The 12,657-nt window shown below is 68.2% G+C and carries 10 protein-coding genes; 9 read left to right on the forward strand and 1 reads right to left on the reverse strand.

Annotated features, from left to right (window positions below):
* The first annotated feature begins 163 nt into the window (after positions 1-163).
* From MCHUDSM44219_RS02480 to secA, 3 genes are all read left to right on the forward strand, one after another.
* The gene (locus tag MCHUDSM44219_RS02480; protein ID WP_048416649.1) at positions 164-793 is read left to right on the forward strand and encodes a ComF family protein; all 630 of its coding nucleotides are present in this window, start codon (positions 164-166) and stop codon (positions 791-793) included.
* Between the two features lie 288 nt (positions 794-1,081).
* Entirely contained in the window at positions 1,082-1,768 is a 687-nt protein-coding gene (gene hpf / locus MCHUDSM44219_RS02485) for a ribosome hibernation-promoting factor, HPF/YfiA family (RefSeq protein WP_048416650.1), read from the forward strand.
* Between the two features lie 112 nt (positions 1,769-1,880).
* Positions 1,881-4,700: a preprotein translocase subunit SecA gene (gene secA, locus MCHUDSM44219_RS02490; RefSeq protein ID WP_048416651.1), complete on the forward strand. Its 2,820-nt coding sequence runs from the start codon at positions 1,881-1,883 to the stop codon at positions 4,698-4,700.
* Between the two features lie 117 nt (positions 4,701-4,817).
* Here the strand turns inward: secA and MCHUDSM44219_RS02495 are convergent, their stop codons facing one another.
* Positions 4,818-5,297 (reverse strand): Rv3235 family protein, encoded by a 480-nt coding sequence (locus MCHUDSM44219_RS02495; RefSeq protein WP_048416652.1) that lies wholly within the window; start codon positions 5,295-5,297, stop codon positions 4,818-4,820.
* 174 nt (positions 5,298-5,471) lie between these two features.
* Between MCHUDSM44219_RS02495 and MCHUDSM44219_RS02500 the strand changes: the two genes are divergently transcribed.
* The 6 genes from MCHUDSM44219_RS02500 to MCHUDSM44219_RS02525 all read left to right on the forward strand — a co-directional run bounded on the left by MCHUDSM44219_RS02500 (position 5,472) and on the right by MCHUDSM44219_RS02525 (position 12,599).
* Complete coding sequence (locus tag MCHUDSM44219_RS02500; RefSeq protein WP_048416653.1) at positions 5,472-6,881, forward strand: WS/DGAT/MGAT family O-acyltransferase; 1,410 nt, start codon at positions 5,472-5,474, stop codon at positions 6,879-6,881.
* Positions 6,882-6,940: 59 nt separating this feature from the next.
* Positions 6,941-8,695 (forward strand): BCCT family transporter, encoded by a 1,755-nt coding sequence (locus MCHUDSM44219_RS02505; RefSeq protein WP_109777553.1) that lies wholly within the window; start codon positions 6,941-6,943, stop codon positions 8,693-8,695.
* Positions 8,667-9,518, forward strand: coding sequence for a polyphosphate kinase 2 (gene ppk2, locus MCHUDSM44219_RS02510; protein WP_048416654.1), 852 nt, complete (start codon positions 8,667-8,669; stop codon positions 9,516-9,518). Before MCHUDSM44219_RS02505 ends, ppk2 begins: the two co-directional genes overlap by 29 nt.
* A 39-nt stretch (positions 9,519-9,557) precedes the next feature.
* Positions 9,558-10,055 carry a DUF6912 family protein gene (locus MCHUDSM44219_RS02515; RefSeq protein WP_048416655.1) on the forward strand — a complete coding sequence of 166 codons (498 nt, stop codon included), beginning with the start codon at positions 9,558-9,560 and terminating at the stop codon, positions 10,053-10,055.
* A gap of 68 nt (positions 10,056-10,123) precedes the next feature.
* Complete coding sequence (locus MCHUDSM44219_RS02520) at positions 10,124-11,275, forward strand: ferredoxin reductase (protein ID WP_048416656.1); 1,152 nt, start codon at positions 10,124-10,126, stop codon at positions 11,273-11,275.
* A gap of 73 nt (positions 11,276-11,348) precedes the next feature.
* A complete protein-coding gene (locus MCHUDSM44219_RS02525) occupies positions 11,349-12,599 on the forward strand; it encodes a fatty acid desaturase family protein (RefSeq protein WP_048416657.1) in 1,251 nt (416 codons plus the stop codon).
* Positions 12,600-12,657 lie beyond the last annotated feature (58 nt).

Below are 12,657 nucleotides of genomic sequence, written 5' to 3' on the forward strand. Positions count from 1 at the left end.
CGCCGAACCTCAGACCCGAACCGCCGCCCACTGCCCACTCAGCAACCCCCCAGAACACCGGATGTTGCAGTGACCGTATGAATCCGCCCGAGAAATCGCAGCCAGGAATGCTATTCCGCGGCACGAGGGCGGGGCTGTCGGACGCTGAGCCCACACTGGCGGCGTGCTCGATCTGGTCCTTCCTCTGCAGTGCGGCGGCTGCGGTGCTCCCGCCACCGCGTGGTGCCCGGTGTGCGCGCAGGAGCTGACGGTCCGGCCCGACGAACCGCACCTCATCACCCCGCGACTGGACCCGGGCGTGCCGGTGCTCTCGCTCGGCCGCTACGCCGGCGCGCGACGGCAGGCCATCGTCGCCCTCAAGGAGCGTGGCCGCAGCGACCTGCTCGACCCGCTCGGCGACGCGTTGCGCGCCGCGCTCCAGCACCTGCTGACCTGGGGTGTCCTCGACCCGCCGCTGACCCTGGTGCCCGCACCCACCCGCCGCACGTCGGTGCGGCGCCGCGGCGGCGACCCGGTCACCGGCCTGGCCCGGCGTGCCGCCCGCGACCTGCCCGGGCTGACCGTCGCGCCGGCCCTGCGCCTCAAATCCTTCACCCGCGACTCCGTCGGGCTCTCCAGCGCCGACCGGCAGGCCAACATCGCCGGTCGCATTCGACTCGTCCACCCGGTCGACGGCACCGTCGTCCTCGTCGACGACATCGTGACCACCGGGGCCACCGCCGCGGAGTCCGTCCGCGTCCTGCAAACCAGGACCGCCGACGTTGCCGCCGTCGTTGCGGTGGCCCACGCCTGAGCGCAGGGCGTTACCCGCAGATCAATCCGCCGTGAAGAACTGAAAACAGGTCGAGCGAATAGGTGGCACGAACACATGAACACGGACTACCGTCGGCACCAACCATCCGTGAACAGCTCACGGCGGCGCTCAGAACACGAGACGCCGGTATCGCGCCAGCGGTAGGAGGTGAGTAGTCGACACCTTGCACCGGCGAGCGGCGCCAACCCCACATGCCCCGTCGGCGCGATTTCTTCATCAGCAGGCACGCAGGACGTGCACACGCGAGAGAGAGTCGAGTTGCCAAGCATGTCAGTAAATTCCACGGACTCCGACAGCACGATGGTGATGGATCCCGACGCCTCGGGCCCGTCCGACACCACCTCCCATGCCGAAGTGGTGGTGAAGGGACGCAATGTCGAAGTTCCCGACCACTTCCGCGTCTTCGTCGCCGAGAAGTTGTCACGCCTGGAACGATTCGACCGCACCATCTACCTCTTCGACGTCGAACTCGATCACGAGAAGAACCGACGTCAACGCAAGAACTGTCAACATGTCGAGATCACGGCGAAGGGCCGCGGACCGGTCGTGCGCGGCGAAGCCTGCGCAGACAGCTTCTACGCCGCCTTTGAATCCGCGGCCAGCAAACTCGAAGCCCGCCTGCGCAAGAGCAAGGACCGCCGCAAGATCCACTACGGCGACAAGCGGCCCGAGTCGCTGCACGAAGCCACCGCCCCCGACCGCCTCGACGCCGCGTTCGCGCTGCCGACCGAGGCGAGCGTCGCCACCGACGGCGCCGTCATCGACGACCACGAACCCGGGCGCATCGTGCGCACCAAGGAACATCCCGCCACCCCGATGACCGTCGACGACGCGCTCTACGAGATGGAACTCGTCGGGCACGACTTCTTCCTGTTCCACGAGAAGGAGAGCGACAAGCCCTGCGTCGTCTACCGCCGCCACGCCTACGACTACGGGCTGATCCGGCTCGCCTGAGCCGATCCGGCGCGCTCGAGCACCGTCACGGTTGCTCGGCGCGCCGGGTTCGCCCCGTACGATGGGGGCGTCCAACGCGTGACGCATCCATCGACGCAAGAGGTTATACAGCGTGCTCTCGAAGTTGCTCCGTCTCGGCGAAGGCCGCATGGTCAAGCGCCTCAAGGGGGTGGCTGACTACGTCAACACCCTGTCCGACGACGTCGAGAAGCTCTCCGACGCCGAGTTGCGGGCCAAGACCCCGGCCTTCAAGGCGCGGTTGGCCGACGGCGAGGACCTCGACGACCTGCTGCCCGAGGCGTTCGCCGTCGCCCGCGAGGCCGCCTGGCGGGTGCTCAACCAGCGCCACTTCGACGTCCAGGTGATGGGCGGCGCCGCGCTGCACTTCGGCAACGTGGCCGAGATGAAGACCGGTGAGGGCAAGACCCTGACCGCGGTGCTCCCGGCCTACCTCAACGCGCTGGCCGGCAAGGGCGTGCACATCGTCACGGTCAACGACTACCTGGCCAGACGCGACGCCGAGCAGATGGGCCGTGTGCACCGCTTCCTCGGCCTCGACGTCGGGGTGATCCTGTCCCAGCTCAGCCCCGAGGAGCGGCGCGCCGCCTACGGCGCCGACATCACCTACGGCACCAACGTCGAGTTCGGCTTCGACTACCTGCGCGACAACATGGCCCTGCGGCTCGAGGACTGCGTGCAGCGCGGCCACAGCTACGCCATCGTCGACGAGGTCGACTCGATCCTCATCGACGAGGCGCGTACGCCGCTGATCATCTCCGGGCCCGTCGAGGGCGGATCGAACTGGTACACCGAGTTCGCCCGGCTCGCGCCGCTCATGGAGAAGGACGTCCACTACGAGGTCGACATCAAGAAGCGCACCGTCGGTGTGCACGAGGTCGGTGTGGCGTTCGTCGAGGACCAGCTCGGCATCGAGAACCTCTACGAAGCGGCCAACTCGCCACTGGTGAGCTACCTGAACAACGCACTGAAGGCCAAGGAGCTCTTCGAGCGCGACAAGCACTACATCGTCCGCAACGGCGAGGTGCTGATCGTCGACGAATTCACCGGCCGCATGCTGGTGGGCCGCCGCTACAACGAGGGTCTGCACCAGGCCATCGAGGCCAAGGAACACGTCGAGATCAAGGCGGAGAACCAGACGGTCGCGACCGTGACGCTGCAGAACTACTTCCGCATGTACGACAAGCTCGCGGGCATGACCGGCACTGCCGAGACCGAGGCCGCCGAGCTGCACGAGATCTACAAGCTCGGCGTCGTGCCCATCCCCACCAACAAGCCGATGATCCGGACCGACCAGTCCGACCTGATCTACAAGACCGAGGAGGCCAAGTTCATCGCGGTCGTCGACGACGTCGCCGAACGCTATGAGAAGGGCCAGCCGGTGCTGATCGGCACCACGAGCGTCGAGCGCTCGGAGTTCCTGTCGCGCCAGTTCGAGAAGCGCCGCATCCCGCACAACGTGCTGAACGCCAAGTACCACGAGCAGGAGGCCGGCATCATCGCCGAGGCCGGCCGGCTCGGCGCGATCACGGTGGCCACCAACATGGCCGGCCGCGGCACCGACATCGTGCTCGGCGGCAACGTCGAGTTCCTGCTGGACCGACGGCTGCGTCAGCGCGGGCTCGACCCCGTCGAGTCGCAGGAGGAATACGACGCGGCCTGGCACGAGGAACTGCCTGCGATGAAGGCCCAGGTCGCCGCCGAGGCGAAAGACGTCGTCGCGGCGGGCGGGCTCTACGTGCTCGGTACCGAACGCCACGAGTCGCGACGCATCGACAACCAGCTGCGCGGCCGCTCGGGCCGCCAGGGCGACCCGGGCGAATCCCGCTTCTACCTGTCGCTGGCCGACGAGCTGATGCGCCGCTTCAACGGCGCGACGTTGGAGACGCTGCTGACCCGGCTGAACCTGCCCGAGGACGTGCCGATCGAGGCCAAGATGGTCTCCCGCGCGATCAAGAGCGCGCAGACGCAGGTCGAGCAGCAGAACTTCGACATCCGCAAGGAAGTCCTCAAGTACGACGAGGTGATGAACCAGCAGCGCAAGGTGATCTACGCCGAGCGCCGCCGCATCCTCGAAGGCGAGAACCTCGCCGAGCAGGCGCACACGATGCTGATCGACGTGATCACCGCCTACGTCGACGGCGCGACCGCCGAGGGCTACTCCGAGGACTGGGACCTGGAGAAGCTGTGGGAGAGCCTGCGTCAGCTCTACCCGGTCGGCATCGACCACCACGACCTGATCGACTCCGACGCCGTCGGCGAGCCCGGTGAGCTGACCCGCAAGGAACTGCTCGATGCGCTGACCGAGGACGCCGAACGCGCCTACGCCCAGCGGGAAGAAGAGATCGAGTCGCTGGCCGGCGAGGGCGCGATGCGGCAGCTCGAGCGCAACGTGCTGCTCAACGTGCTGGACCGCAAGTGGCGCGAGCACCTCTACGAGATGGACTACCTGCGGGAGGGCATCGGTCTGCGTGGGCTCGCGCAACAGCGCCCCGAGGTCGAGTACGCCCGCGAGGGGTACGACATGTTCATCGGCATGCTCGAGGGCATGAAGGAGGAGTCGGTCGGCTTCCTGTTCAACGTGCAGGTCGAAGCCACCCCCGCCCCCGCGGTCGCGCCCGTCGCGGCACCGCCCGGACTGTCCGACTTCGCCGCCGCGGCCGCCGCCGCCCAGGAGCAGGGTGCCGTTGCCACCAAGGAGCGGCCGGCAGCGTTGCGCGCCAAGGGAATCGGCGACGACGACGGACAGCCGCCGCTGGTCTACTCCGGACCGTCGGAGGACGGCTCGGCGGAGATCAAGCGCACGGGTGCCGGCGGAGGCAGCGGCACCAAGCCCGCGGGCGGCGGCACCCGCCGCGAGCGCCGCGAGGCCGCCCGTGCGCAGAAGACCGGCCGGCACGCGCGTCGCCGCTAGCCGATCTCGTCGGACTCCTCGACGCGGCTCGTGCCTCGCCGCTTGATCGTCGTCCGCTACCTGATTTCGTCGGACTCCTCAACGCGGCTCGTGCCTCGCCGCTTGATCGTCGTCCGACTAGCCGATCTGCAGCGCGACCATGCGCCAGTGGTCGCGGTAGCGCTCGATGCGCGCCGCGACCGCATGGACGCGCCCGGACCTGCTGAACGACGCGAACACCTCGGCCGCGGTGACCTCATCACCGCCGGTGTCCACCGCGCGCACCCGCACCCGGTGCAGCGTCGCGCTGCCCGTGCGCGCCGCCCGCGCGCGGGCCAGCACCCGATCCACCAGCACCGGCGTCATCAGCGGCCGCAACTGCGCGATGGGCCGGCGGCGGTCGATGACCTCGATGACCCGGCGCAGCGTGGTCTCGGCGAACACCGCGGCCGTCTTCGGTGGCGGCGCCTCGCGCGGCGCGGGCCGGTGCGGGCGGACCCGGTGCAGTGCCGAGCCCGACGGCGTCGGGCACGGCTGGCCCAGCGGGTGGGGAACGGGCTCGCAGTCGATCACCGGGGACGTGAGCCACGGGGCGGGGACGAGGGGTGATGCGGACATGACAGGTCTCCAGCAGTGGGTCGGGCGGATGGCGCATCTGCTGGAGAGTGGCAGACCAGTCGATGATCCCACGGCCCACCGACCCCCCGGCGCACCCGTTATGCGGGCAGCCGAATGGTGCCGTTACGGTGAGGCCGTCAACGGTGGTTCGGGGATGAGGAGGGCGGCGCCGCAATGGTGACCAGGTTGTCGGCGTCCGACGCGTCGTTCTTCCGGCTGGAGAACTCCGCCACCCCGATGTATGTCGGATCCCTGCAGATCCTGCGCAAGCCCCGCAACGGGTTGAGCTACGAGACACTGCTGGCGACCGTCGAACACCGCCTGCCGCAGATCCCGCGCTACCGGCAGAAGGTGCGCGAGGTGAGCTACGGGCTGGCCCGGCCGGTGTGGATCGACGATCGCGACTTCGACATCACCTACCACATCCGGCGCTCTGCGCTGCCGTCTCCGGGCAGCGACGCCCAGCTGCACGAACTGATCGCCCGACTGTGCGCCCGCCCGCTCGACAAGTCCCGGCCGCTGTGGGAGATGTACCTGGTCGAAGGTTTGGAGAAGAACCGCATCGCGATCTTCACCAAATCGCACCAGGCTCTGGTCAACGGCATGACCGCGCTGGAGATCGACCACGTCATCGCCGACCGCACCCAGAAGCAGCCCCAGTTCGACGAGGACATCTGGATTCCGGCGCGCGAGCCCAGCGACCGCCAGTTGCTGCTCGGCGCGTTCGGCGAGTGGATCGCCCGGCCCACGCAGCAGGCCGCCGCGGTGCGCTCGGCGCTGACCGAGGCGGTGACCAACACCGGCCAGCTCGTCGACCTGGGTCGGCGCGCGGCGGACGTCGCGCGCATCGTCGCCCGCGGCACCGCGCCGAACAGCCCGCTCAACACCACGGTGTCGCGCAACCGGCGGTTCTCGGTGGCCTCGGCAGGCCTGGAGGACTTCCGGCTGATCCGCGCCCGCTACGACTGCGACATCAACGACGTGGTGCTCGCGGTGGTCGCCGGCGCGCTGCGGAACTGGCTGCTGTCCCGCGGCGAGCCCGTGACGGCGACGACCGCGGTGCGCGCGATGGCGCCGATGTCGGTGTACGCCGACACCGAGGCCGACTCGACCAGCCCGGGCCAGGCGATCGGCGAGGTCGCACCGTTCCTGGTGGACCTGCCGGTCGGCGAGGCCAATGCGGTCGTGCGGCTCTCCCAGATCGCGCACGCCACCGAGACCCACCCGACAGCCGCCAGCCTGGTCGACGCGCGCACCATCATCACGCTGTCCGGGTTCGCGCCGCCCACGTTGCACGCGATGGGCATCCGGGTCGCCACCAGCTTCTCGGCGCGGCAGTTCAACCTGTTGATCACCAACGCCCCCGGCGCCCAGAAACAGATGTACATCGCCGGGACCAAGCTGCTCGAGACCTACTCGGTGCCGCCGCTGCTGCACAACCAGGCGCTGGCCATCGGCGTGACGTCCTACAACGGCACGCTGTACTTCGGCATCAACGCCGACCGCGACGCGATGAGCGACGTCGACATGCTGCCCAGCCTGATGCGCGAAGCCCTCGATGAACTGCTCGAGGCCGCCCGGTAACCGAAAAGTGACCGGATGGGGATTTGACGCCTGCCCGCGGGCGGGGTCGAATGTTTCGAATGTCCACCTCCGAAGATGAGCTGACCGCCGCGGTCGCCGACGGTCCCACGCCCGGCGCGAGCCCGGTCCCGCATCCCGTCCTCGACGTGCCCGTCGAAGAGGCGCGCATCACCCGCTCCCGCGGGATCGACTGGGCCGTCTTCGGCGTCACCGCCGCGATCGCCATCGCCTTCCTGGTGTGGGGCTTCGTCAGCACCGACACGCTGGCCGACGCGTCCTCGACGGCGCTGACGTGGGTGATGAACAACACCGGGTGGCTGTTCGTGCTCACCAGCACCGGCTTCGTCGTCTTCGTGCTCTACCTCGCGCTCGGGCGCTACGGCACCATCCCTCTCGGCCGTGACGACGAGGAGCCCGAATTCAACGGCATCTCCTGGGTCGCGATGATGTTCAGCGCCGGAATGGGCATCGGGCTGATGTTCTTCGGTGTCGCCGAACCGTTGTCGCACTTCACCACACCGCCGCCCGGCACCGGCGCGGAGGGCAATCCCGAAGCCGTGCAGAACGCGTTGGCGACCACGCTGTTCCACTGGACGCTGCACCCGTGGGCGATCTACGCCGTCGTCGGCCTCGCGATCGCCTACGGCGTGTACCGCAAGGGCCGGCTGCAGCTGATCAGCTCGGCGTTCGAGCCGCTGCTCGGGTCACGGGCCAACGGGTCGTGGGGCAAGGTCATCGACATGCTGGCGATCTTCGCCACGCTGTTCGGCTCGGCCGCGTCACTGGGCTTGGGCGCCTTGCAGATTCGCAGTGGCCTGCAGATCGTCGCCGGCATCGGGGAGACCGGCAACGCGATCCTGGTCGTCATCATCACGGTGCTCACGGTGTGCTTCGTGCTCTCGGCGGTGTCGGGGGTGGCGCGCGGCATCCAGTGGCTGTCGAACATCAACATGGTGCTGGCCGTGGCGCTCGCGCTCTTCGTGTTCGTGGTCGGCCCGACCGTGTTCATCCTGAACCTGCTGCCGACCGCGCTGGGCAGTTATTTCGCGGACCTGAACATGATGTCGGCGCGCACCGGCGCCGAGGGTGACGACGTCAACACGTGGCTGCAGTCCTGGACGATCTTCTACTGGGCGTGGTGGGTGTCCTGGACGCCGTTCGTCGGCATGTTCATCGCGCGGATCTCGCGGGGCCGCACCATCCGTCAGTTCGTGGCGGGGGTGCTGGTGGTGCCCAGCCTGGTGTCGCTGGTGTGGTTCGCGATCTTCGGCGGGTCGGCCATCCACGTGCAGCAGAGCGGAACCGATCTGGCCGGCGAAGGCGGGGTGGAGAAGCAGTTGTTCACGCTGCTCGACCAGTATCCGATCGCCACGATCGCCAGCGTGGTGGTGATGATCCTGGTGGCCATCTTCTTCGTCTCCGGAGCCGACGCGGCGTCGATCGTGATGGGCTCGCTGTCGCAGAAGGGCACGATCCATCCCAGCCGGGGCACCGTCGTGTTCTGGGGCGTGGCCACCGGCGCGGTCGCGGCGGTCATGCTTTTGGTGGGCGGCGAGGATGCGCTGACCGGGTTGCAGACCATCACGATCATCGCGGCGCTGCCGTTCCTGCTGGTGATGGTGGCGATGGCGGTGGCGCTGCTCAAGGATCTGCGCCGCGATCCGAAGATCCTGCGCCGTGAGTACGCCGCGGAGGCCGTCAACAGCGCGGTCGTCGCCGGCGTCACCCAGCACGGTGACGACTTCATCATCTCGGTCGAAAAGGACCCGAAGGGCAAGGATCGCGATGGCACACAGCGAGAAGAAGCCGGCTGACGACGGGGGCGCTGCCAAGGCCAAGCTGCCCAACAAGATCTACAAGGCCGAATTATTCCGTCTCCAAACGGAATTGGTGAAACTGCAGGAGTGGGCCCGGGACACCGGCGCGCGCGTGGTCATCGTCTTCGAAGGCCGCGACGCCGCCGGTAAGGGCGGCACCATCAAGCGGATCACCGAGTACCTCAGCCCCCGGATCGCCCGCATCGCGGCGCTGCCCGCGCCGTCGGATCGCGAACGGGGGATGTGGTACTTCCAGCGCTACATCGCCCATCTGCCGGCCCGCGGGGAGATCGTCCTGTTCGACCGCTCCTGGTACAACCGCGCGGGAGTGGAGAAGGTGATGGGGTTCTGCACCCCCGCCGAGCACATCCTGTTCCTGCGCCAGACACCGATCTTCGAGCAGATGCTCATCGACGACGGCATCATCCTGCGCAAGTACTGGTTCTCGGTGTCCGACGACGAACAACTGCGCCGCTTCCGATCACGGCTGCACGACCCGGTGCGGCAGTGGAAGCTCTCGCCGATGGATCTGGAGTCGGTGTACCGCTGGGAGGACTACTCGCGGGCCAAGGACGAGATGATGGTGCACACCGACACTCCGCAGAGTCCGTGGTACGTGGTCGAATCGGACTCCAAGAAGCACGCGCGGCTGAACATGATCGCCCACCTGCTCTCGTCGATCGACTACGAGGAGGTGGAGTTGCCCCGGGTGGAGTTGCCGGCCAAGCCGATCGTCAGCAGCGACTACCGCAGGCCGGCGCGCGAGCTGACCACCTATGTCGACGATCACGTCGCCACGCTGCTGGGCGACGCCGACTAGCAGTGATGTCAACGAGCGGAGGCCACTAGGCTCGGCACAGTGCGCGTCTTCGTTCCCGCGACCCTGGCCATGCTGCAGAAGCTGGTGGCCGACGGATCGCTTCGCCCCGTCAACGGCACCGCGTTCGCGGTGACGCCCACCCTGCGGGAGTCCTACGCCGAGGGCGACGACGACGAACTCACTGACGTCGCGCTGCGGGACGCGGCGCTGGCGTCGCTGCGCCTGATCGGTGACCAGGGCGACACCGGGCTGCCCAGCCGGCGCGCCGTGCTGGAAGCCGACGCCGACGACGTGACGCTGCGGCCCGACCTCGACGACGCCGTGGTGCGGATCCCGGGCGAGATTCCGATCGGCCGGGTGATCGCCGCGTACGTCGACAACGCGGCGGCCGAGTCGGCGGTCGCGGCCGCGGTCGAGGCCGTCGACGAGGCGGATCTGGGCGACGAGGACGCCGAGCTGACGGTCGGTGACGCCCAGGATCACGACCTGGCCTGGTACGCCGCGCAGGAGCTGCCGTTCCTGCTCGAACTGCTGTGAGGGGCTGGCTACGGAGCCGTAAGTTACGGTACCGTAGGTTGGATAACAGCTCTTCGGTAGGAGCCCCCATGGCCAAGACCACGATCAAGACCACCGCCCGAGTCGCCGACACCGTGAAGCCCGTCGTCGCCGGCGCGAAAGAGCGGCCCGGCTGGCACTTCCTCCGCACCGTCGCCGGCCGCATCACCACGCCGCTGCTTCCCGACGACTACCTGAAGCTGGCCAACCCGCTGTGGTCGGCGCGCGAACTGCGGGGCCGGGTGCTCGAGGTGCGCCGCGAGACCGTCGACTCCGCCACGCTCGTCATCAAGCCCGGCTGGGGCTTCTCGTTCGACTACCAGGCCGGCCAGTACATCGGCATCGGACTGCTGGTCGATGGCCGCTGGCGCTGGCGCTCCTATTCGCTCACTAGCCCCCCTCACGAGCACCCGTCCCCTAGCAAGGGCTCGCGCACCATCACGATCACCGTCAAGGCGATGCCCGAAGGCTTCCTGTCGACCCACCTGGTCGGCGGCGTCGAACCGGGCACGATCGTCAGACTCGCTGCGCCGCAAGGCAATTTCGTCATGCCCGACCCCGCCCCGGCGTCGGTGCTGTTCCTCACCGCCGGCTCGGGCATCACGCCCGTCATCTCGATGCTGCGCACGCTGACCCGCCGCGGTCAGCTCGGGGATGTGGTGCACGTGCACTCCGCACCCACCGAGTCGGACGTGTTGTTCGCCGAGGAACTGTCGCAACTGGCCTACCGGCACGAGGGCTACCGGCTGACCGTGCGGGCCACCCGCACCCAGGGCCGGCTCGACCTGACCCGCCTCGACGAGGTGGTGCCGGACTGGCGGAATCGCCAGACCTGGGCATGTGGACCCGAGGCGATGCTGGAGGCCGCGGAACGCACCTGGGCCGCGGCCGGGGTCGCCGATCGCCTGCACCTGGAGCGCTTCGCCGTGACGCGCGGCAGCCACGGCACCGGGGGCACGGTCGCGTTCGCGCGGGCGGGCAAGGAAGTCACCGTGGATGGCGCGACGTCGCTGATGGACGCCGGTGAGGCCGCCGGTATCCAGATGCCGTTCGGGTGCCGGATGGGGATCTGCCAGTCGTGCGTCGTGGGCCTGCTCGACGGCCACGTCCGCGATCTGCGGACCGGGGTCGAGCACGAGCCGGGCAGCCGGGTGCAGACCTGCGTCTCGGCCGCATCGGGCGATTGTGTGCTCGACGTCTAGCGTTTACTGACTAGTAACCTACGTCTTCGTAGGTTACGGTAGCGTAGGTAGGGCGAGAGGAGGGTTGAAACCCATGGCAATCACCGACGTACCCGAGTTCGCGCACCTCAGTGACGCGGACATCGAGGGCCTGGCGCGCGAACTCGACGCGATCCGCCAGGACATCGAAGACTCCCGCGGGGCGCGCGACGCGCGCTACATCCGTCGGACCATCGCCGCGCAGCGCGCGCTCGAGATCGCGGGCCGGCTCCTGCTGGCCGGCAGCTCCAAGCGCGCCTACTGGTGGGCCGGCGCCACCACGCTGGGCGTGGCCAAGATCATCGAGAACATGGAGATCGGCCACAACGTCATGCACGGCCAGTGGGATTGGATGAACGATCCCGAGATCCATTCCTCGGCGTGGGAATGGGACATGAGCGGCGCGTCCAAGCACTGGCGCTTCACCCACAACTTCATGCACCACAAGTACACGAACATCCTCGGCATGGACGATGACGTGGGCTACGGCGTCATCCGCGTCACCCGCGACCAGCGCTGGACGCCCATGAACCTGGGCAACCTGTTCTTCAACACCCTGCTCTGTGTTGCCTTCGAGTGGGGAGTCGGGCTTCAGCATCTCGAGCTGGGCAAGATCTTCAAGGGCCGCGACGACCGCAAGGCGACGATGGTGCGCGTCAAGGAGTTCGGCGTCAAGGCCGGCCACCAGGTGGCCAAGGACTACGCGCTGTGGCCGGCGCTGACGTCGCTGTCGCCGCGAGCGTCATTCACCTCCACGCTCAAGGCCAACGCGGTGGCCAACGTCATCCGCAACGTGTGGGCCAACGCCGTGATCTTCTGCGGCCACTTCCCTGACGGTGCAGAGAAATTCACCAAAACGGACATGATCGGTGAGAGCAAGGGCCAGTGGTACCTGCGCCAGATGCTCGGTAGCGCCAACTTCGAGAACGGCCCGGTGTTGCGCTTCATGAGCGGCAACCTGTGCCACCAGATCGAGCATCACCTGTTCCCGGATCTGCCGAGCAACCGGTACTACGAGATCTCGGTGCGGGTGCGGGAGATCTGCGAGAAGTACGACCTGCCCTACACCACGGGATCGTTCCTGGCGCAGTACGGCAAATCGTGGCGCACGATCGCGAAACTGTCGCTGCCGGACCGCTTTCTGAAAGACACCGCCGACGATGCACCCGAGACGCGCAGCGAGCGGATGTTCGTCGAGCTGGATCCGTCGGAGCGTCGAGGACTGAAATCGGCGATCGCGGCGGTGCGGGCGCGTCGGCGTGCGCGCAGAGCCGTGACTCATGGCGCCGAGCGCCGGGCCGCCTGACTGAGTGATCCGGGTGTAGTTGGTCACCCTCAGCGCGACCGACTACACCCGAATCGCG

The sequence above is a fragment of the Mycolicibacterium chubuense genome, from assembly GCF_001044255.1.
GTDB classification, from domain to species: Bacteria; Actinomycetota; Actinomycetes; order Mycobacteriales; family Mycobacteriaceae; genus Mycobacterium; species Mycobacterium chubuense.